General features: G+C 41.5%; 18 protein-coding genes. 15 read left to right on the top strand and 3 right to left on the bottom strand.

The features are described 5' to 3' along the window. Positions 1-130 precede the first annotated feature (130 nt). The 6 genes from KH286_RS04155 (at position 131) to trpA (ending at position 7,181) form a co-directional block, all read left to right on the top strand. Entirely contained in the window at positions 131-1,600 is a 1,470-nt protein-coding gene (locus tag KH286_RS04155) for an anthranilate synthase component I family protein (RefSeq protein WP_278617658.1), read from the top strand. Continuing rightward, complete coding sequence (locus KH286_RS04150; RefSeq protein WP_105086860.1) at positions 1,600-2,166, top strand: anthranilate synthase component II; 567 nt, start codon at positions 1,600-1,602, stop codon at positions 2,164-2,166. Before KH286_RS04155 ends, KH286_RS04150 begins: the two co-directional genes overlap by 1 nt. Positions 2,167-2,692: 526 nt before the next feature. Further along, positions 2,693-3,703: an anthranilate phosphoribosyltransferase gene (gene trpD, locus KH286_RS04145; RefSeq protein ID WP_024061342.1), complete on the top strand. Its 1,011-nt coding sequence runs from the start codon at positions 2,693-2,695 to the stop codon at positions 3,701-3,703. A gap of 3 nt (positions 3,704-3,706) precedes the next feature. After that, positions 3,707-5,161 (top strand): bifunctional indole-3-glycerol-phosphate synthase TrpC/phosphoribosylanthranilate isomerase TrpF, encoded by a 1,455-nt coding sequence (gene trpCF, locus KH286_RS04140; protein WP_278617657.1) that lies wholly within the window; start codon positions 3,707-3,709, stop codon positions 5,159-5,161. A 42-nt stretch (positions 5,162-5,203) separates the two neighbouring features. Beyond that, positions 5,204-6,397, top strand: a complete 1,194-nt coding sequence (gene trpB, locus KH286_RS04135) for a tryptophan synthase subunit beta (RefSeq protein WP_118091088.1) — start codon at positions 5,204-5,206, stop codon at positions 6,395-6,397. Then, on the top strand, positions 6,390-7,181 hold the full coding sequence (trpA, locus tag KH286_RS04130) for a tryptophan synthase subunit alpha (RefSeq protein ID WP_278617656.1): 792 nt from the start codon (positions 6,390-6,392) through the stop codon (positions 7,179-7,181). Before trpB ends, trpA begins: the two co-directional genes overlap by 8 nt. Positions 7,182-7,389: 208 nt before the next feature. Here the strand turns inward: trpA and KH286_RS04125 are convergent, their stop codons facing one another. Then, positions 7,390-7,680 carry a hypothetical protein gene (locus KH286_RS04125; RefSeq protein ID WP_278617655.1) on the bottom strand — a complete coding sequence of 97 codons (291 nt, stop codon included), beginning with the start codon at positions 7,678-7,680 and terminating at the stop codon, positions 7,390-7,392. A 163-nt stretch (positions 7,681-7,843) separates the two neighbouring features. On the opposite strand from KH286_RS04125, the gene KH286_RS04120 reads away from it, so the two are divergent. The 5 genes from KH286_RS04120 (at position 7,844) to ileS (ending at position 14,123) form a co-directional block, all read left to right on the top strand. Beyond that, positions 7,844-8,731, top strand: coding sequence for a DUF805 domain-containing protein (locus tag KH286_RS04120; RefSeq protein WP_004697893.1), 888 nt, complete (start codon positions 7,844-7,846; stop codon positions 8,729-8,731). Positions 8,732-8,734: 3 nt separating this feature from the next. Further along, positions 8,735-9,304 (top strand): DUF805 domain-containing protein, encoded by a 570-nt coding sequence (locus KH286_RS04115; protein ID WP_278617654.1) that lies wholly within the window; start codon positions 8,735-8,737, stop codon positions 9,302-9,304. A 218-nt stretch (positions 9,305-9,522) separates the two neighbouring features. Beyond that, positions 9,523-10,158: a DUF805 domain-containing protein gene (locus KH286_RS04110; protein WP_004697807.1), complete on the top strand. Its 636-nt coding sequence runs from the start codon at positions 9,523-9,525 to the stop codon at positions 10,156-10,158. 139 nt (positions 10,159-10,297) lie between these two features. Further along, positions 10,298-10,822, top strand: coding sequence for a DUF805 domain-containing protein (locus KH286_RS04105; RefSeq protein WP_024061335.1), 525 nt, complete (start codon positions 10,298-10,300; stop codon positions 10,820-10,822). Positions 10,823-11,288: 466 nt separating this feature from the next. Continuing rightward, on the top strand, positions 11,289-14,123 hold the full coding sequence (ileS, locus tag KH286_RS04100; RefSeq protein ID WP_278617653.1) for an isoleucine--tRNA ligase: 2,835 nt from the start codon (positions 11,289-11,291) through the stop codon (positions 14,121-14,123). 82 nt (positions 14,124-14,205) lie between these two features. Here ileS and KH286_RS04095 read toward each other — a convergent pair whose 3' ends face one another. After that, positions 14,206-16,578, bottom strand: a complete 2,373-nt coding sequence (locus KH286_RS04095) for a tetratricopeptide repeat protein (RefSeq protein WP_278617652.1) — start codon at positions 16,576-16,578, stop codon at positions 14,206-14,208. A gap of 309 nt (positions 16,579-16,887) precedes the next feature. After that, positions 16,888-17,670 (bottom strand): basic amino acid ABC transporter substrate-binding protein, encoded by a 783-nt coding sequence (locus tag KH286_RS04090; protein ID WP_278617651.1) that lies wholly within the window; start codon positions 17,668-17,670, stop codon positions 16,888-16,890. Positions 17,671-17,861: 191 nt separating this feature from the next. Here KH286_RS04090 and KH286_RS04085 point away from each other — a divergent pair, with 191 nt between their 5' ends. From KH286_RS04085 to guaA, 4 genes are all read left to right on the top strand, one after another. Further along, positions 17,862-19,046, top strand: a complete 1,185-nt coding sequence (locus KH286_RS04085) for an amidohydrolase (RefSeq protein ID WP_278617650.1) — start codon at positions 17,862-17,864, stop codon at positions 19,044-19,046. A 43-nt stretch (positions 19,047-19,089) separates the two neighbouring features. Beyond that, on the top strand, positions 19,090-20,238 hold the full coding sequence (locus KH286_RS04080; protein WP_278617649.1) for an HAD hydrolase family protein: 1,149 nt from the start codon (positions 19,090-19,092) through the stop codon (positions 20,236-20,238). Between the two features lie 127 nt (positions 20,239-20,365). Beyond that, positions 20,366-20,563, top strand: a complete 198-nt coding sequence (locus tag KH286_RS04075; protein ID WP_278617648.1) for a 4Fe-4S binding protein — start codon at positions 20,366-20,368, stop codon at positions 20,561-20,563. Positions 20,564-20,823: 260 nt separating this feature from the next. Further along, positions 20,824-22,359 carry a glutamine-hydrolyzing GMP synthase gene (gene guaA, locus KH286_RS04070; RefSeq protein WP_278617647.1) on the top strand — a complete coding sequence of 512 codons (1,536 nt, stop codon included), beginning with the start codon at positions 20,824-20,826 and terminating at the stop codon, positions 22,357-22,359. Positions 22,360-22,825 lie beyond the last annotated feature (466 nt).

The raw sequence follows: 22,825 nt of genomic DNA, 5'->3' as shown, positions 1-22,825 counted from the left end.
TTCAAACAAGGTGGTACCGCGATTTATAGCACATACAATCATATTGTAATAATAGAACTATAAACTCGTCCTTGACGTTATATTGTCATGGGCGAGTTTTTTTATTGGCAAATGCCAGATGGAGGTTCTCATGATTTTTCCTGGTTTTGACCGTGTGAAAGCTATCGCACCGGGCTACGATATCGTGCCTGTATATATGGAAATTTTATCCGACGTACGAACACCGATTAGTGTGTTGAAAGCGTTAAAACAAGTGAGCAGTCATACGTATTTGCTTGAAAGTGCGGATAATAGTAATCATTGGGGCCGGTATTCCTTCTTGGGCTACGATCCTAAGATTGAGCTATTCTGCAAAAACCATACAATGACCATCAAAGACGGTACAACATGTACCTTTGAGTGCTCTGATCCAGCTGCAGAGATTCGCAATATTTTGAGCCAATATAAAAGTCCTCGTTTAGAAGAATTACCAACTTTTACAGGTGGCTTTGTAGGCTACTTTGCTTGTGAATACATTCGCTATATCGAGCCAACATTGGACTTCCCAACGCCGGATGATGACTCTGCGATGGTAAATGATGTAGACCTTATGCTCTTTGATAAGGTTATCGCTTTTGATCACTATAAAAATAAAATCTACTTAATCGCTAACATCAGCACAAATGATTTAGAACGTAATTACAACAAGGCTGAGCTTGAGTTGAAAGTATTAGCTGATCTTGTAGTGAACGGCAAAGAGGCAGATGTTCCAAAAGGCGTTCTTAAAACAGAGTTTACCTCTGAGTTCACAAAGGATGAGTTTGAAGCCGTTGTTAAAAAGACACAGCACTACATCAAAGAAGGGGATATCTTCCAATGTGTTGTATCTAACCGCCGCGAAGCCGAGTTTGAAGGGAGCTTGTTAAACGCATACCGCGTATTGCGTACTTTGAATCCATCTCCGTACATGTTCTACCTATCCGGTGGTGATGTAGAGCTCACAGGGGCATCTCCAGAAACCTTGGTGAAACTGACAGACGGTAAAATGTACACATTCCCAATTGCAGGTACGATGCGCCGTGGCAAAAATGAAGCAGAGGACCTTGCTATTGAAGAAAAACTTATCAATGATGAAAAAGAATTGGCTGAACATAATATGCTTGTTGACCTTGGCCGTAACGATTTAGGTAAAATCTCTAAATTTGGTACTGTGAAAGTAGAGGCGTTACATATGTTGCAACGTTTCTCCCATGTCATCCATATTACATCTACTGTAAGTGGTGACATACAAGACGGCAAAGATGCACTCGATGCAATCGGTGCTACACTGCCAGCAGGCACGTTGTCTGGGGCGCCTAAGATTCGTGCTATAGAAATTTTACACGAACTTGAAAAAAGCCCGCGTGGTGTATACGGAGGCGCCGTAGGTTACATAGATTTCTCCGGTAACATGGATGTATGTATCGGTATTCGCATGGCTATGAATAAAGGCGGTAAGGTCTATGTTCGCGCTGGTGCAGGTATCGTTCGAGATAGCGTTCCTGAAAGCGAGTTTAATGAAACCTTGATCAAAGGCCAATCCATGATTTCCGCAATTACAGATGCACAGGAGGTAGAATAATGGTACTCCTTATAGATAATTACGATAGCTTTTCCTTTAATTTATATCAATTAGTAGGCTCTATCGATCCAGATATTAAAGTCATCCGCAGCGATGAATTAACAGTTGAAGAAATCCGTGCGTTGAAACCAGACTATGTAATACTTTCACCAGGTCCTGGTAGACCAGCTGATGCGGGCGTATACGAAGACCTATTGCGCGAATGCAAAGGGGAATTTCCAATCCTCGGCGTATGCCTGGGACACCAAGCCATCGGCGAAGTATTTGGCGGCACCGTATCCTATGCAAAACAAGTTATGCACGGCAAACAAAGCGTAGCGAAACAAGTACACACATCCAAAATCCTTAAGGGATTGCCTGAACAATTCGAAGTCGCTAGATACCACTCCTTGGCGATTATCGACGAAACCATGCCAAGTGAACTCATCGTCACATCCATTACCGACGACGGCGAAGTAATGAGTGTAGAACACAAAGACTACCCAATCTACGGCGTACAATTCCATCCGGAATCCATCATGACACCAAACGGGGAACAAATGATTCGCAATTTCTTAGAAAAATAACCACTGTTTTGTATTCGAGGAGCTATTATTAGTTACTAGTACGGTAAGGCAGAAATAAGGTCTCTCGGAACTCCGATGGCCACCCACCCCACTACGTGGGGCCGCCAAGTCGCTCCTTAAGACCTTATTTCCTGCCAACTCAACTTTGGTAGTACCTACTTAATAGCCCCTCTACAATACATATTGTGAACTGTAGTTATATTTTTTTTAAGAAATCTGCGAATCAGAACTCCTAATATAGGAAAAGGTGGTGCAAAGCACCACCATTCCCACCACCCTATAAAGAAATGACCTGTGCATTACTCCATATAATGCGCAGGATCATTTGATAATAGTTTGTTTGAGGGATATCTATTAAATTGGTATGGCTTTTAGCTGGATAAATACGATTGGGTTATGTGCGAAGCCGACTTGGCGCCCCGCATAGCGGGGGATGGCCACTTGGAGGCTGAGGGCATGACCCAATCGTTAGCGACTAGGTAGATAGGGTATCAATTTAATAGATATCCTCAAAAGGAGATATAAAATGATTAAAGACGCATTATATGCAGTAACGCACGGTCAGGACTTATCCTACGACCTTGCTAAAGATACAATGAACAAAATTATGAGCGGCGATGTACCAGAGGTTCCTATGGCTGGTTTTTTGTGCGCCCTTGCCGCAAAAGGTCCTACTGTAGATGAGGTTACAGCATTTGCTGAGGTTATGCGTGAGAAGGCTGGCTCCGTGCCTCATGAAGGTACTGTTGTGGAAATCGTAGGTACTGGTGGTGACGAGGCTAATACATTCAACATTTCTACTACATCTGGCTTTATCATTTCCGCCGCAGGTATTCCTGTAGCAAAACATGGTAACCGTAGTGTATCTAGTAAATGTGGTGCTGCTGACTTAATTGAAGCGTTGGGCGCTAAATTAGAGCTTAACGGTGAACAAAACGAGGCGGTGTTGAACAAAGCGAATATGTGCTTCATGTTTGCGCCTGTATATCACCAAGCCATGAAATATGCGGGCCCTGTACGTAAGGCGTTGGGCGTTCGTACTGTGTTTAACATCCTTGGCCCTTTGGCAAATCCAGCCGGTGCTACTGTGGAGTTGATGGGCGTGTATGATAAATCCTTAGTAGAACCATTGGCTCGTGTATTGGCTAATCTTGGCGTTAAACGCGGTGCTGTGGTACACGGCTTTGACGGCCTTGATGAGATTACGGCTACTAATAAAACGTACGTATGCGAAATTAATAATGGTACTTTCACAAGCTACGAATTCGATCCTAAGGAATATGGTTTCGAATATGCTGATAAAACCGAGCTTGAAGGTGGTGATGCTACGGTGAATGCTGAGATTACACGTTGCGTTCTCGGTGGTGAACAAGGTGGTAAACGCACTGCGGTTGTTCTTAACGCGGGCATGGCGATTTACCTTGCGAAAGACGGCATTACATTGGCAGAGGGCATCGAAGAGGCGAAACACATGATCGATTCTGGCAAGGCACTTGCTACACTAGAACAGTTTGTGAAAGCAACCCAAGAGGTGTAACCATTGATTTTAGATAAGATTGTAGAGGCTACTAAAGTTCGAGTAGCCCAAGAAAAAGAGGTGGAAACGCCTGAAGCTGTGAAAACAGCGGCTTTGGCATTACCTGCTGATACAGGATTTCCTTTTGAAGCGGCCCTCCGTCAGCAAGATTTCAATTTCATTTGTGAAGTGAAAAAGGCATCTCCATCTAAGGGGATCATTGCTGAGCACTTCCCATATTTAGACATCGCTAAAGAATATGAGGTTGCTGGTGCAGCGGCTATCTCTGTATTGACGGAGCCAGACTTCTTTAAAGGCGATAAAAAATATTTGCAAGAGATTGCAAGCACCGTAAAAATTCCCGTGCTTCGCAAGGACTTTATCATCGATGAATACCAAATCTACCAAGCAAAGGTATGGGGCGCTAGTGCAATCCTCTTGATTTGTGCATGCCTTGATGTGCCGATGCTGACAAAGTTCCGTGAACTAGCAGATTCTCTTGGCTTATCCTCCTTAGTAGAGGCTCATGATGAGCATGAGGTACAAATGGCCATCGATTGCGGTGCCCGCATTATCGGCGTTAACAACCGCAATTTGAAAGACTTTACTGTAGATGTACAAAACAGTGTACGCTTGCGTAATCTCGTGCAAGATGATGTGATTTTCGTATCTGAAAGCGGCTTAGAAACGCCAGAGGATATACAAGTATTGCGCGATAACAATATCGGCGTAGCTTTAATGGGTGAAACTTTTATGCGTTCTCCAAACAAGGTGGAGAAACTAGCATATCTCTATGGTCCAACCTACTACACACCAAAGGTTAAGATGTGTGGTATTTCAAAGGTAGAAACAATCCCTGCCGTAGTAGAAGCAAAACCAGACTATATGGGCCTTGTATTTGCACCAAGTAAACGACAAGTCACTGTAGACCAAGCTAAAACATTAGTTGAAGAACTACATAAGCAATATACTAAAAGATATAACAATGGTGCTGAACAGTCTAATAATGATGAGATTAAAACGGTAGGCGTTTTCGTCAATGAAACGCTAGATAATCTCGTTAGCATTGCTACAGAAGCCAATCTTGATGTGGTGCAATTGCACGGTGATGAAGATGAAGCTTTCATCCAATCCATAAAAGAACGTAGTAATGTAGAGGTTTGGAAGGCTGTTCAAATCCGCAATGCTGCAGATGCAGAGGCGTGGATCGATAGCAGTGCGGATATGCTATTGTTTGATGCGTATCACAAAGACGAGCGCGGCGGTACGGGGGAAGTATTCGACTGGTCTTGCTTAGATGAGTTTGAACGTCCATTTATGCTCGCTGGTGGTATCGATAGCACCAATGTGGCACGTGCCATTCGCACGGTTCGACCGTACGGCATCGATATCAGTAGCGGTATTGAAACAGATGGCGTGAAGGACGATGAGAAAATTAAAGCTTTCACTAACATTGTGAGAACAATAGCAATGCCATAATATGGTGTGCTAGCAGGAATGGTATATAGAAAGGTAAGTTATATGAGTGAACAAAGACATGGCTATTTTGGCTCCTTTGGTGGCCAATTTATGCCAGAAACATTGATGAATGCAGTCATCGAATTAGAAGAGGCGTACAACAAGTACAAAGATGATCCTGATTTCGTACATGAACTTGAGGATTTACATAAAAAATATACAGGTCGTCCATCCCTTTTATACTATGCAGATCGCATGACAAAGGACCTTGGGGGTGCCAAAATCTATTTAAAACGTGAGGATTTAAACCATACTGGCTCTCACAAGTTGAATAATGTAATCGGTCAAATGTTATTGGCAAAACGAATGGGTAAAACTCGCGTTATTGCTGAAACCGGCGCAGGTCAACATGGCGTGGCAACGGCTACTATCGCTGCGTTGATGGGTATGGAATGCGAAGTATACATGGGTGCAGAGGACTGTGAACGTCAAGCACTTAACGTTTACCGTATGGAATTGCTAGGTGCTAAGGTGCATCCTGTAACAACGGGGACTAGTACATTGAAAGATGCGGTTTCCGAAGCATTGCGCGAATGGACAAACCGCATGTCCGATACGCACTATGTATTGGGATCCGTCATGGGTGCACATCCATTTCCTATGATCGTACGCGATTTCCAATCCATTATCAGCCGTGAAGCGCGTGAGCAAATCCTCGAAGCAGAAGGAAAATTACCAACAGCTGTTATGGCTTGTGTAGGTGGCGGCTCTAATGCGATGGGCATGTTCTATCACTTCATTCCAGACGAAGGTGTTCGTCTCATCGGTTGTGAAGCGGCAGGTCGTGGCATCGATACAGAAGAACATGCGGCGACAATCGCAAAGGGTTCCGTTGGTATTTTCCACGGCATGAAATCGTACTTCTGCCAAGACGAAGATGGACAAATCGCTCCAGTATACTCTATCTCTGCAGGCCTCGATTACCCTGGTATCGGCCCTGAACATGCGTACTTGCATGATAGCGGTCGTGCTGAATACGTGCCTGTTACAGATGACGAAGCAGTCGATGCCTTTGAATATTTATCTCGTTTGGAAGGTATTATTCCAGCCATTGAAAGTGCTCATGCGGTGGCACATGCACGTAAAATTGCTCCTACTATGAGCAAGGACGACATTATTATTATTTGTTTATCCGGTCGTGGCGACAAAGACGTGGCGGCTATGGCGAAATACAGAGGGGTGGATCTTCATGAGTAAAATTAAAGACGCTTTCATAAAGGGCAAGGCATTCATCCCATTCATTAGTGCTGGTGACCACGGTATTGAGAATACAGAACGTTATATTCGTATTATGGTGAAAGCCGGTGCGGACATGGTAGAAATTGGTATTCCTTTCTCTGACCCAACAGCGGAAGGCCCAGTTATTCAAGAAGCAAGCACGCGTGCGCTTTCTACAGGTGTAAAAATCAATAATATCTTTGATATGGTGCGTCGTTTACGTACTGGTGATGATGCGGTGACTATACCGCTCGTATTCATGACTTATTTGAATCCTATTTACGTATTCGGTCGTGAAAAATTCTTTACCCTCTGTGAAGAGGTGGGAATCTCTGGTGTTATCGTGCCAGATATGCCATTTGAAGAAAAAGGCGAGCTCGCTAGTGTGGCTCATAAGCATGGTGTTGAAGTGGTATCCTTAATTGCGCCAACATCTGAAAACCGCATCGAAATGATCGCCAAAGACGCAGAAGGCTTTGTATACTGTGTATCTTCCCTTGGCGTTACAGGCATGCGCAGTGAAATCAAGACGGATATTAAATCCATTGTTGAAACGATTCGCAAATATACGGATATTCCTGTAGCTGTTGGTTTCGGTATTTCTAAGCCAGAACAAGCAGAAGCTATGGCGCGCGTATCCGATGGAGCCATCGTAGGCTCTGCTATCGTTAAAATCGTGGCAGAACACGGTGAACATGCGGACCAAGCGTTGTTTGATTACGTACAATCCATGAAACAAGCTGTGCTAAAGGCTGGTGTATAATAAATGACTTCATCTAAATACCGGCTTTAGTAAGTGAATTAGATTTTTAGAATATTTTGACATAGAAAAACTGCACCCCAGAAATTGAATACAATTTTTGGGGTGCAGTTCATTTGGTATTTAATGTTGTTCAGGTGCATGTTGGTTATGATGAGCATTCACTTTTTTATTTTTTTCTCTTTTGGTGGTTTTGGCACAGGCGCAAGGCTTAGTCATTAGAGGATTCAGAACGTTGATGTTGTTCACTGCGTTTTGCTGTTGCATTTTTATCATGCTTTTCATGTTTAGATATTCTATGTTTTCTGTGCTTTTTCTCTTTTACTTTGTACCATGGATGAGCGCTGCTATCTACTGTGCCATCATCATTTTTTACCATGCGATGATTTTCACCGATTTTGAAGTGGTAATCTTTAGCTTGGGCTACATTGGCACCAATACCAACTGTTAAGAAGGCGCCTAAGCTGGCTAAGGCTATTGCTTTCATTAATTTAGCTTTCATAATTATCTCCTGTATAATTGATTGCACGAATTTTAGTTGTAAGAAATATATCTGTAGTATAGGCATATTTCATGAACAAAAAATGAATCAACTAAGTTGATAAATCATAGTATAATAGGTATATCTATATATGTTTATTATCTAAGATTATGGTAGGAGTTTTATGAAACAGAGAGTATACGAAATCCTCTATCGTGAGCTAGTGGAAAACTATGCAAACAGTAAAGGACGTACCAATACAGCCGATTTTTGGCTCACCATAAGTGCTATATCCTTTGTATATGGCTTAATTATATGTATTACAGGTCTTGCAACCTACATACCGTACGGATTTCTTTATGCTGTCTCTATCGGTGGCGGCGTATTATTTGTATTGTCCATCCTGTTATGCTTGCCGAAGATTATGCTAATGGCAAGACGGTTGCGAGACTCTAATAATGATCCAATGTTGATGATTTTGCTATTGGTTCCTTTTTTAGGCTGGTTTGCATTATTGTATCTATTCTGTAAGCGCACATCGCCTGTATCTAATGAATTAGAGGAAAAACGTTCCGTATCGGGCCTCTTTATTGTGGCCATATTGGTATTAGGATGCCTAGCCACTAGTGCAGGTAGTACAATGATTAATCATAATTTTATGGTAGAAGAGACTGCTTATGCCAATTTGGAACCTAGTTCGTTAACGAAACAAGCAAATCGTCTTTTACAAAGTGAAACGGCTACAACAGAGGGGCGTACTGTGGTAAGTAATTATTATGAAGCCCTCAATAAAAAGGATTATCGTGGTGCATATCGTTATTTGAGCGCTCGTGCTATGGAGCGATATGGTACCTTTGAACTATGGGAGCAAGCCATGACTAAGGACGAGGTTCCTAAGGTGAAAGCGATACAGCTTAACTATGTTTCTCAAGACCAAGATGATGATATTGTTGTAAACTATATGGGCTTTACCGTTACCTTTGAAGATAATCTAGAGCCTCTATTAGTTCGTTTGCATAATGAAGGCAAAGGCTGGGGCATTGTTGCTATTGAAGCCGCGGAGGAGGATTAGGTTATGTCAACCATAAATATATATGATTTGAACTATACTGATGCCTTCAAATTAGGCATTAGAAATTATGCTAATTTTAACGGCCGTGTTAGCCGTAGTGAATATTGGCGATTCGTGGCAGGTGTTACACTGATACAAGGATTACTTGGGATTTTAGCTTTACTTTGTAGTACCTTGGGCTTTCCTAATTATGAAAAACTTATTGATAATGTTGCTGTAGGGGTATCTCTTTTCTTTATAATTCCCAATATAGCTATCACAGCGCGGCGTATGCATGATATTGGCCGGAGTGGTTGGACGCAGCTAATCTCATTTATTCCTGTTATAGGCTTCTTTATATTCCTCGTTTACGAATTGCGTCGTGGCGATGAAAGAGAGAATTCCTATGGTGAAAGAACCGGCTATACACCTATTACTCCTGAGGTTAGCAAGGCTACAGGACTAGAAGAAACTTCATCCCGTCGTCAAGATTGGGCGATGGGGATTGCCATCTTTATTATCCAATCTATTATTATTGCCGATATCATTAGAGAGATATTATGGTATGGAATTAATGGGAATGGATACATGTAATAATCACCTGTATTTATTAACAATCTCATTATTTTATTTTATAAAAGTTTAACATCTCCTTTATAGACAATATAACACTTTATAGTAAAATGAATTTCAGATGAATTTAAAAACTTAGATATTAATAAATAAAGAATATCTTAGTTGTTATATGTGTTAAGTACAGCAGGACATCGTAATCTTTGCTGATTTCTGTTTGTAGCTAGAAGGAGTTTATTATGAAATCTTGTCCCTATTGTGGACATGCAGTGTTGAAAACAGATTGTTACTGCCCAGAGTGTGGGCATGTTAGTAGACCACAAATCTCGTTAGATAAATACAATCTAGGCTTGATTGAAAATTTTAAACAATGTTTGGTTTATAAATATGCTGATTTTGATGGTCGTGCAAGTCGTAGTGAATATTGGCATTTCTTGTTAGTCTATCAATTGTTGTTTGTGGCCATTCTATTTACTTGTGCTTTTTTGAGCTATATTAGCCCACTATCTAGCGTAGTAGGCGTAGGTTTTGGTTTGGTCATCCTTGTCCTTTTGTCCGTGATTATGGTTATTCCTGGCGTGGCTGTTTCAGTGCGACGTCTACACGATCAAGGCCGCTCAGGGGGACTCGTATTTATTGGATTCATCCCTGTAATAGGGACCATTATCCTGTTGATCCTTATGGCTCTGCCTGGTGAAAGCCAACCAAATCGCTTTGGTCCCCCTAACGGTCAAGTAGTTGTAACAAAACAAATGGCCCGTGAATTAGGTCTTATTGATACTACGCCATCTATGGGACTAACTGCAGGACTATTCTGCGCTATCTTTGTACTCTGGTTCTTGGTAGATAAACTACTTATGACCAGTGCGATGTAGTTTATGATGTATCCTATAATGAAATATAAAGCATAAGTTATTCCCAAAACATATAGACATTCATTTTCAAAATCGTCAACAGTAATGATATAATATTTTCAAGAAGAATTTATTTGTTATTTCTAGAGGAGAGAAGATTATGACTGATTTGTCTATCAAAAATCTTTCGTATGTAGATAATTTTAAACATACGATTATGGGTAATTATGCTAATTTCAAAGGTCGTGCAAGCCGCAGTGAATATTGGCGTTTCTATGGTATCACAATTGTTATTGCTGGTATCTTCAATGTATTGAGTGCTCTTGTAATGGATACTGCGCTAGCAAGTGTTGTAGGTCTTATTTCCATAGTATATAATCTTGCAATTCTATTGCCTTCCATTGGTCTTGCTGCACGTCGTTTACATGACATTGGTAAAAGTGGTTGGATGCTTTTGATTAGCTTGATTCCATTTGGTATTATCTATGTTATTTATCTACTCGCTCAAAAGGGTGATGAAGGTGATAACCAATATGGATCTCCAATGAGCTATGAAGTAATTACTGCTGAAGAAGCTGCTCGCACTGGTCTTAAAGAAACTCCAACTGACGACATGGATCGTAAATTCATGTACGTGTGCATTGCAATTATTATTCTTGAATTAATTCTCATGAGTGCCATCTAATAATTGTATATACAATAAAGCCTACGTAAGTAGGCTTTTTCTTTTGCTTAATAGGGGATGTAGGTTCTGTTAAATTTAGAAATGAAGTATTTGACAATTTCCCCGTTTGAGTCCTATAATTATCTATTATATGAATATTGCGTTGAAAAAGACGGCATGTCTCAGACGGATTTAGTAGAGACCAAACTCATGGGCTGAAAGGTTTGGAAATCTAGAGATTTGCGGATCACTTTGGAGCAAGCAGGAACCCTGCCGGTGAACACCGTTATATGTTTAAGTGGCTTTCACAATATGAGAGATGAGTTGCGTCTTATGTGTTACAATCATGTGCTAGCATGGTGTGACAATCGCAGAAATGCGGTGGCGCTAGCTTTCACAAGTAACGAGAGTCAGTAGGGTGGTACCACGGATATGACGTCCGTCCCTTCGGGGGCGGGCGATTTTTTTATGTAAAAGGAGCAACAGCATGGATTACGGTAAGACGTTACATTTGCCTGAAACAGAATTCCCAATGCGCGGCAATTTGCCTAAGCGCGAACCAGAAATCTTACAATTCTGGGAAGATAACAAGATTTATCAAAAACGTTTGGAATTGCGTAAAGACGCAAAACCTTTCATTTTGCATGATGGTCCTCCATACGCAAATGGTAAATTGCATATCGGTCATGCCCTCAACAAAACGTTGAAGGACATCATCATGAAATACAAGACTATGACAGGTCACTATACTCGCTACATCCCAGGTTGGGATACACACGGCTTGCCAATCGAGCATGCGGTTATTAAGAACACTGGTCTTAACCGTCATGAAATGGCTCCATTGGACTTGCGCAATAAATGTAAGGAATATGCATTGGAGTGCGTAGAAGCACAAAAACAAGACTTCATTCGTTTTGGTGTATTAGGCGAATGGGACCGTCCGTATTTGACATTGCGTCCTGAGTTCGAAGTTAAACAACTTGGCATCTTCGGCGAAATGGCAAAACGCGGTCACATCTATAAAGGTCTTAAAACTGTATACTGGTGTACGCACTGCGAAACTGCATTAGCAGAGGCAGAAATCGAATATGCTGAGAAAAAATCTTTCTCCATCTACGTAAAATTCCCTTACGTATCCGAGAAAAAGGTTACATTGCCAGCTGGCGTAGATCCAAAACAAGCATACTCTGTTATTTGGACAACTACTCCTTGGACAATGCCTGCCAACGTAGCTATTTCCGTTAATCCTGAGCTTGAATATGGCTGGGTGAAAGCTGGCGACGAATACTACTTGATGGCTACTGAACTTGTTGACGCAGCTATGAAAGATATTGGTATCGAAGACTACGAAATCGTAAACCGTTTCTCTGGGGCAGACTTAGAATTGGCTGAATTTAAACATCCATTTGTAGAACGTACATCCACTGTGTTGTGTGGCGACCATGTAACACTTGAAGCAGGTACTGGTTGCGTACATACAGCTCCTGCACACGGTGAAGACGACTTTAACATCGTTATGCGTTATAACAAGGAAGGAAAAACTGAACTTCCTATCGTATCCCTTGTAAATGAAACTGGTAACTACACTAAACAAGTAGACGACAACCGTTATGGCGATACTGAATTCCCATTGGCTGGCGTAGAAATCCACGATGCAGAAGTGCCTGTAATCAAAATCTTGGCGCACAACAATGCATTGCTTCATAAATCCAGCTTGCGTCACCAATACGCTCACTGCTGGCGTTGTAAAAATCCTGTCATCTACCGTGCTACAGAACAATGGTTCTCCTCTGTAGATGGGTACCGTCAACAAGCTCTTGATGCAATCGACAATCAAGTGCAATGGATTCCTAAATGGGGCCATGACCGCATCTTCAACATGGTGCGCGACCGCGGTGACTGGGTAATTTCTCGTCAACGTATTTGGGGCGTGCCAATTCCTATTTACTATTGTGAAAGCTGTGGCGAGCACATCATCAACGATGATACTATCAAAGCTTTACAAGAAAAAGTAGCCGTAGAAGGCTCTGATGCTTGGTGGGCTCACAGTGCAAAAGAATTGTTACCAGAAGGTTTCAAATGTCCTCATTGCGGTCATGATGAGTTCAAAAAAGAAACAGATATCATGGACGTATGGTTTGACTCTGGTTCCTCTTGGTCTGGCGTACTTGAAGTTAACGGCTTAGATGTGCCATGTGCTATGTACCTTGAAGGTTCTGACCAACATCGTGGTTGGTTTAACTCTTCCTTGTTAACTGCAGTAGCAACAACTGGTAAAGCACCATACAACTCCGTATTGACTCACGGCTTCGTTGTGGACGGCGAAGGTCGCAAAATGTCTAAATCTGTAGGTAATACAGTAGCACCTAGCGACATTATCGACGTATACGGCGCTGACGTTATGCGTTTGTGGGTATCTTCCGCGGATTACCAAGCAGACGTACGTTTGTCCAAAGACATCGTAAAACAATTATCCGAAGTATATCGTAAGATCCGTAATACATTCCGCTTCTTGCTCGGTAACTTGGATGACTTCAATCCGAACACCGATAAAGTGGCTTACGCAGACATGTCCGAATTCGATAAATGGGCATTATTGCGCTTAGAAGAAGTACGTCAAAAGGTTACTGATGCGTACGAAAACTATGAATTCCACATGTTGTACCATGCAATTCATAACTTCTGTACAGTAGACTTGAGTTCCATCTACCTTGATGTAATGAAAGATACTATGTATGCTGAAAGCAAAGATAATGTAGCTCGTCGTTCTGCTCAAACAGCGATGTATGAAATCTTGAAAACATTGGTAGCCATGGTATCTCCAGTACTTTCTTTCACAGCGGAAGAAGTTTGGAAATACATGCCAAAAGAAGAGGGCATGCGTGAATCCGTTATGCTTCAAGATTGGCCACAAGGTCATCCAGAACACTTCAACCAAGAATTGGCTGACAAATGGAACCAATTGTTAGACTTGCGTACATCCGTACAAAAAGCATTGGAACTTGCTCGTCAAGATAAAACAATCGGTCATCCATTGGATGCATCCGTTACAGTATATGCTGAAGGTGCTGCATTCGATGCATTGAATGCCCTTGGTGAAGAAGGCTTGGCTAAACTTGTTATCGTATCCGAAGCGCACATCGTAAACGGCGCTGCACCGGCAGAGGCTGTAAAAGACGAAGAAACAGGCGTTGCAACAGTTGTTGTTGCCTCTGGTCTCGAAAAATGCGAACGCTGCTGGATTCATCGCGATACAGTCGGCCAAGATAGTGCACATCCTACACTTTGTGCACGCTGTGCCGACGTTGTAAAAACATTATAATAAAAAAAGACCATCCTGTTGAACTTCGCTTCCAAAAATTGTGTCCAATTTTTGGGGTACAGTTCACTGGGGATGGTCTTTTTTATGTTTGTAAATCCTTTGGCACTGTTAACTGTTTCCAATTATCTAGTTCAGGGATTTCCAAGGTATTTATCGTTTTTTGAATCCAATAGTTTAAGGACACTTCGTTTCCCACATATTGTTCAAATAAGTAGGTCTTACCAGGCATGTCTTGTTGGTTTCCATCGTCATCGATGGTATGACGGGCGGACTCTTTTAGATAGAGCTGCACCCTAAATGGGGCCGACTGATTGCCTTTAAAAATGAAATAGGATGGGCCTACAAAGTCATGGGTGCGAATATTAATTTGTTCGTACTTTTTCTCTTTTAATCCTTGTAATGCAGCTTGAATCATAGCGTTTGCATCATCGTATTCCTCTAGCAAAAACGGCTGTTGATCCACATCGAGCACGTAATGCCAGGTTGTCTTTTCTTCGTTCTTTTCAATAGTCCAATTACCTTCGAGGCTAGGCAATTGATGATTATCGTAAAGCTCTTTCAATAGGCTTATGGTATTCTCTTTGTCGTAAATGGACTTGTAGATAATTTCGTGTCCTTCTGATGGATCATAACCATGTAGCCTTATTTGATAATGATTTCGTAGCATCCGTTTTACATCGATCTTAAAGATATTACGCAATATATCTGGAACGGATAGGAAATGATTGTAAAAGCTGAGCTTCATTTCTTCCTGTGACTCTAAGGCCGTTTCAATGGTTTGCCAGTCGTACAGTGTCGTATCCCAGAGAAAGTCGTCCATAGTTACAGATAAGCGGGCCGCATTTTGAGGCCAGGTGGTAGGTGCAGGGCGCACCGTAGTAGTGGATTCGGTAATACCTTCTTTGTATTGCCAATGACCATCGACCTCTTCAAAGGCTGCTAAGCGTTCTTCTGCTTCGTCATCGATAGGAATATCTTTTAGCTCCGGATCCAAATTGGCTTTATGAGACAAGATATATTGATGGGATTGCTCGTAATAGGATACGGCTTGAGTTAAATCTGGCTTGCCTGTTACATAGCCTTTTTCGTAGGCATAGCCCAAGGCAACACGTGTTAAAGCGCGCGTAATATCGTAGAAAAGAACGCGATTCTCCTCTTCAAAGGCTCGTTGTTCCTCGTCTAAGACACGTAGTAATGATTGCACACCAAAGCGTATGTTTTTCGTCACCCCTAAACCGTGGATTCGCATGTATCCGATATAGGGCAAGGCGAATATGAAGCGATCTTTTGTAGCCGCCATATGTGTTAAATCTGCAATGAGTCCCCAGTCGAGAGGCAGGTGGCCTATGTGAAAGATATAGCCAAAGGCCGCCTGTAAGGCGGTGTAGCCCGCATCACTAAACTCTTTCGTTGCCGCACGGCGGTAGAGACCTATGGCTTTTACCGGATTATAGGGGATAGTACAACGTAAATTTTTGGCATCATAGAAATGATAGTAATAATCCGCTAATTCTGCGATGCTTTCAGATTGACCTAAGGCGGCACCTTTAGTGAACCACGTGAAAGCCTCCTCGAATTTACCGCTTTCGTGGCAGTCGAGGCCTGTATATAGCATCATGGCAGGGTTGCCAAGTTCGGCCGCAGTCTTGGCGACGCGGCGCGCATTGGAAAAGTCAGCTTCGTCGATATAGATATTGCGCAAGTTTCCTTGGAACATGGCAAGACCGTTGTCGAGAGCCTTATTAAACCATTCCTTAGCCAGATTAGATGCATTTTCTTGCAATGTTTCGTCTGGCACAGTGCCTTGTAAGGCGGCAATACGATCCTGCACAGAGTTTGCTGTAAGGCTTCTTTGAATGCGTTTAGTCCAACTCATAGGCGGAGGTGTTAGCATAGTCTCAGCGGAGCTGATGCGATTGTCATCACGCCAGAAAAAGACATTGCCTATAACATATTGGCAATAGGCATCGCCTTGGTTTGCGTAATCATAGACAATGCGAAAGGCATCGTCGAAGGAAATTTGCATATCCTTTTCCACGGTAGGGGTGATGGAACCTTTGATGCGCAAAGCTTGTAATGTACCGATAGGGCTACAGCGACGAATGCTATCGTGTAAGCATTGATAGGTGCGCATATTATCCTCTGGGAAGTTAAACTCTTCCCAGGTAAAACGAGGGCCTGCATAGACGCGTGCCAAGAGGGCATAGGCGTCACCTAGCTCTCGCGCCTCTGGATCATTGGCTATCTTGAGAGCATCCTCTTTAGTGTCTATATCACTTTCAAGACGGCTTGTCTTGTCGTTTCGTAAGGCTCTATCTTTTAGCTGACTAGGATTTTGCTGATTATTGACGATGAGCTCCAATTGACGTAAGCCTTCTTGAGCCATTTTTTGATTATAGGATGTAAAAATCATGTGGAAGACCTTTTGCAGGCGTTCCGTAAAGTACTGTACCATTAGGCCTCCTTTTATACTATAGAATACATATTTATTATATAACGAACGCTAGGTACCGTAAAAGAGGCAATGCTAGTATAACTGTATGTCTTCTATTGATAGTATATTGATATTGTTTAACTGTTCTCACAATATACTAGCTTATTTCTAATATGCCCGTATGTAATACAATTTAATATGGAAGCTTTAGTATGTGTTGTATTTAAGCACAAAAATCCCCTCTGAAGAAGATCTGTTGTCACAAATTTTATGTGATGTCTGAAATCTTTCAGAGGGGATTGTATTTACCCTAAAGCATAAGGATAGATATTATTTTTGGTTGTAATTACCAAACCATTTGTCGTAGATTTTTTGGTAAGTACCGTCTTCTTTAAGTTCTTTAAGAGCTTTATTAACAGCTTCTTGTAAAGCTTTGTTGCCTTTTTTCACGCCAAGAACTGTGCCTGGGGATTTAGTAGGTTCGCCTACGAGTTTAAGATCTTGATCAGCACCTTGTTTTAGGTAGTACATAGCCACTGCGTTATCGATGATAGCGCCATCGATTGTACCAGCTTTCAATTCCATAAAGATATTAGCGTTGGAATCAATTTGTTTTACTGTTGTGTTAGGAATTTTTTGAGCCATTTCAACAGGGATTGTGCCGATTTGAACACCTACCGTTTTGCCTGCTAACTCGTCCATGTTGTGGATTGTTGTGTTGTCTTTACGAACAACTGTAATGAAACCGCCTTGATCGAAGTACACGTCGGAGAAGTCCAATACTTTTTCGCGTTCAGGAGTTGCGTTGATACCTGCAGCAATCATGTCGATATCGCCAGATTGAACAGCTGGAATCAAAGCGTCGAAGCCCATGGATTTGAATTCCATTTTTAGGCCGATTTTTTTAGAAATTGCTTCGGACAAATCAACGTCGAAACCAACATATTTGTCGCCTTCAGTGAATTCGAACGGTGGGAATGTAGTTTCAGAACCTACACGCAATACGCCTTCTTGTTGTGTCATTTTAGGTTTGTCGTTGCCACAACCAGCCAATAAACCCATTGCTGCTACCGCTACGAGGGCGATGGCTGTCAATTTTTTGAACTTAAACATAGTATCCTCCTCAAACATCCATATACATGGTTTATACATTTCTGTTTATATTGTACGGAATTTTACACCAATAGGCAATAACATTGTATAATTAAGAGTACATGAGTTTCATATTTAAAAATGGATTTCATTTAACATTGTTTAAATTCATCGATTTGCACACATTTTTGATTATATCTATTGGAGGAGCTATGAACCTTATGCATACATTTTCCGATCTTTGTAAAAGCTTCGCTCCAGATGCTTTTGCGGTGAATTATACATTAGCTAAAAACCCTGAGATTTCTAGTCAAGAATTCGAGTCCGTCAAAACCATTGGTGCTGTTCTCGAAAAACATGGCATGGACGTAACCTATGAATTTTGTGATTTACCGACTGCCTTCAAGGCCTCTGTTGTGAAAGTAGATAATTCAAAAGGTCGCTTAGCCATACTTTGTGAATATGATGCACTGCCAGAGGTAGGCCATGCATGCGGTCATTCCGCCAGTGGTTCTATGAGCGTGTTGGCTGCATTGACACTACATAAAATGCAAGAAGAGGGCGTAGCTTTCAACATGGACATCGATATTATCGGCACACCAGACGAAGAAGCGATGGGGTGTAAGGTAGATATGTGCAATGCAGGGGTGTTTAAAGAATACGATTTTGCCATCATGGTTCATCTCGACGGCGAGGAAACACGCCCTAACTCACAATTTTTGGCACTCGATTGTTTCCGTGCTAAGTATCACGGTAAACCAGCCCATGCAGCCGGAGAGCCTTGGAATGGCGTCAATGCGGTGAATGGTGTGCAACTCGCTATCCATGCTATGGATATGATACGCCAACAAGTGCGCCCTGAAACGCGCATCGGCACGTGGATCATTGCTGGAGGTACCGCCTCCAATGTAATTCCTGCCTTCGGTGAATTAGAGGTTACCGTGCGTCATACGGAGCGGGATTACTTAAATGGCTTATCTGAGCAGATTAAAAACATCTTTGAAGGGGCGGCTCTTTGTACCGGTACAATTGTGGATGTAGAGTTTTATGGCAATCCGTATGATGATATGAATCAAAACCACCGTGGCACAAAGCTTATCGAAGAGGTAATGGCCGACATGGGCCTCAATTTTGAGCCCGGTCCAGCAGCCCTTGGAGGTAGTTCAGATATTGGCAATGTAAGCTATCAATGTGCGGCATTCCACCCTAAGTTACGCTTGGCCGGCGATCCAAAGGTGTGTCATTCTAAAGAATTTGCTGGTGCCATGTTAGAGCCTACCATTGAACAAACTATCATCGATGGTGCTACTATTATAGGGGGTTCCTTATTGCGATTAGTTGAGGACCCAACAGTCTTAGAAGAAATTGTAGCCGAATTTAACGCATCCATAGGGTAATGCTTGAGCTTATTGATTTGTTAGATACCATAAGGGAGACACTATGACCTTAAAAGAAACATTAACGATAAAAAATTATATAGGTATAGTTGGAGATAAGCGCATTCGATTCATCGCATCCGATGTAGATGGTACCTTGGTAAACGATGCGAAAGCAATTCCTGAGGATGCCATTGAGGCGATTCGTGCAGCTCGTGAAAGTGGGATTCGGGTAGCCATTGCTTCTGGCCGCGCTTGGAATGAGATGAATGATGTTATCGAAAAATTGCCGTGCTTGCGCTATTTTATGTGCACCAATGGTGCTTATGTAATGGATAAGGACGAAAATCGCAGTCTATTCCACGTAAGTTTTGATAAAGAACAAGCATTACATTTGTTGCGTAAACTATTAACCTATGGTGTCTATGTAGAGGCCTATGTGAAAGACCAAATCTTTGGCATGTATCCTCCGTCTAGATGTATTACACCTGAACGTTTAGGGGCATGCGCTAGTGAACGTAATGAAAGTGATAAAAAGGTTCATGGAATAATGGATAACCATTTACCTAATACCAAAAATCATATTTCTAGTACAGCAGACACTCGTCTGCCAGGAGCAACTTACAATCACTATGCATTGGCGGAAGGCAACGAAGCAGCAAAAGTAAAGATGTCCGAATGTGAAGTAGAGCAATCTAATTTCTTCTTTAGACCTAATATTCGTTCATTTATTTTAGCGACGCGCACTATGGTATGTGATTTGTTAGCTCATATGGAAGCCTTAGACGAAGGACCTGAGAAGATTCAAATCTTCTACGGTGACGAGCCGATGCGTCAGCGCATCTTGCAAGACTTACGAGATGAATACCAAGGTCTGTCTCACGATGGCACAGGCCGTGAACGTTTTTATGATGTATTGCTCTCTAGTGAGGGTAATCTAGAATTTGTATTGCCTCACACTACAAAGGGTACAGCCGTAGAAGCCTTGGCAAAACACTGGGGCTTAAGTCCCAATGAGGTGATGACACTAGGGGACAGCGAAAACGACCTATCTATGTTACGCTTTGCGGGCGCTGGCGTAGCGATGGGCAATAGTAAGCCGAACATTAAAGAAGCGGCACAATACGAAACAACAGACAATAACCACCAAGGCGTGGCAAAAGCTATTTACTCGGCTATTGCATATAACAATGAGCTAAATAAGAAAAAGTAATTATATTAGCTGTTGTATAAATTAAATATATAATAACTATTGTTGTATTAAAATATGAATCCTACTATTTAAGAGTAGATAATGTTAAGTTTGGCACAGATAAACAGTACATAGGAGGTGATGTATAATGGGGAATCTAAAGTTTAATATTGACGACACTTGCGTTAAGTGCGGAGCTTGTGCAGAGGATTGTCCTGTTCAATGCATCACCGAAGGTAAGACTCGATTTATCATTGAGAAAGGCTGTATCAGTTGTGGCGACTGCTATTCCATCTGTCCGGTGGGGGCTGTAAAAATGTATAAGCGAGAGGTTCCTAAAAAGTGATAGCTAGAAATTTTTTAGTATTGTCAGCAAATTGACTTACATACGGAGAGCTCTTAAAGCGTGATAGTTAGAAATCCGAACATTGAATTCTTATTTATAATTTCCATACGGAATATGTGGAGTCGTTATACTTCCTATGGTATAATAAAATGTAATGAAAAATTAGCGTTTAGCTCGGAAAAACGCGCCCCAGTACAGAAATGTATGGGCATAAAAAATAGTGAATATACTTTCACAAATAGATGCATATGGAGGAAGGCATGGAAAACAAGGAATTTGTAATTGTTGTTGACTTTGGTGGTCAATATAACCAATTGATCGCGCGCCGTGTTCGTGAAAATCACGTATACTGCGAAGTATATCCATACAACAAAGCGCTGAATAAAATTAAGGAATTAAAACCGCAAGGTATCATCTTCACAGGCGGTCCTAACAGCGTGTATGAAGAAAACTCTCCAAAAATTGAGAAAGAGATTTTTGAACTTGGTATTCCTATTCTTGGCATGTGCTATGGTATGCAATTTATGGCGCATACATTAGGTGGCGAAGTTAAATCTGCGGACAACCGTGAATTTGGTAAAACACCTGCTAAAGTGGACACTACATCTCCATTGTTCAAAGGCTTGGAAGAAGACCAAGTTGTTTGGATGTCTCATGTTGACTATGTAGCAAAAGTTCCAGAAGGCTTTGAAATCGTAGCACATACTAAGGATTGCCCTGTGGCATCCATGCAAAATAAAGAACGCAAACTATATGCTATGCAATACCATGCAGAAGTGTTACACACTGAACATGGTAAAGAAATGCTTCACAACTTCTTGTACGAAGTATGTGGCTTCACAGGCACATGGACAATGGCAAACTATGCTAAAACTGCTATTGAAAACATCCGTAACACTGTAGGCGATGGCAAAGTATTATTGGCATTGTCTGGCGGTGTAGATAGCTCCGTTGCGGCAGCACTTATCTCTAAAGCCGTAGGCGATCAATTGACTTGTATCTTTGTTGACCATGGTTTAATGCGTAAAAATGAAGGCGATGAAGTTGAAGCAGCTTTCAAAGATTCCGGCATGCATTTTATCCGCGTCGATGCAGAAAAACGTTTCTTAGATAAATTGGCTGGTCTTGAAGATCCAGAAGCTAAACGTAAAGCTATCGGTGAAGAATTCATCCGCGTATTCGAAGACGAAGGCCGTAAGATCGGTTCCGTTGACTTCTTAGCACAAGGTACAATCTACCCTGACGTTATTGAGTCCGGTACTGGCGAAGCGGAAGTTATTAAATCTCACCACAACGTTGGAGGCTTGCCTGCAGTTGTAGACTTTAAAGGTCTTATCGAACCATTGCGCAATCTTTTTAAAGACGAAGTACGTGAACTTGGTTCTGAATTAGGTTTGGCGGATTACCTCGTATGGCGTCAACCATTCCCAGGCCCTGGTCTTGCTATCCGTGTAATGGGCGAAATTACTAAAGATAAACTCGACATCTTGCGTGATGCGGACTACATCTTCCGTGACGAAATTGCAAAAGCTGGTCTTGATCGCAGCATCAACCAATACTTTGCAGTATTAACATCTACACGTACTGTAGGCGTTATGGGTGACTTCCGTACATACGACTACACATTGGCATTGCGTGGCGTAACAACAACAGACTTTATGACTGCTGACTGGGCACGCATCCCTTACGACGTATTGGACACAATCTCCCGTCGTATCGTAAACGAAGTACAACATATCAACCGTATCGTGTACGACATTACATCTAAACCACCTGCTACAATTGAGTGGGAATAAATTAATATTTTATATGTGTTGCATTATAAAATTGGATTGGAAATATATAAAGTTAGATTGTCTATGATTTGGATATATTTAAAATAAAAAGGAGAAGGTTGTGATTAGCTAATATATCGGAAAGCTATTTATGGAGAATCTGTAGAGTTAAAAATAAGTAAAGATAGATGAATGATTTAATAAATTTCCTAGCTTTTTTGAAGCACTGATAATTGTTTGGACAGATAAAATTATCTATATAAAACAATGTCTGGAGTTTTATTAGATTTTCTGCACATACTAATTTTTGAAGATACCAAAGTTAAAAGAGAATGCTTTTTTATATTAGATTGTGAATAAATTCATATGTCATAATATTATAAAAATACAAGTAAGAGATTTTCGTAGAGAAATAATTATGAATTTAACTAACTCTGATCATAGAAAATATTGATGATTAACCACAATCAGGTATGCAACTATTATT

Source organism: Veillonella parvula (assembly GCF_018378075.1).
GTDB classification, from domain to species: Bacteria; Bacillota; Negativicutes; order Veillonellales; family Veillonellaceae; genus Veillonella; species Veillonella parvula_K.
This window is presented reverse-complemented; position numbering and strand designations above follow the sequence as displayed.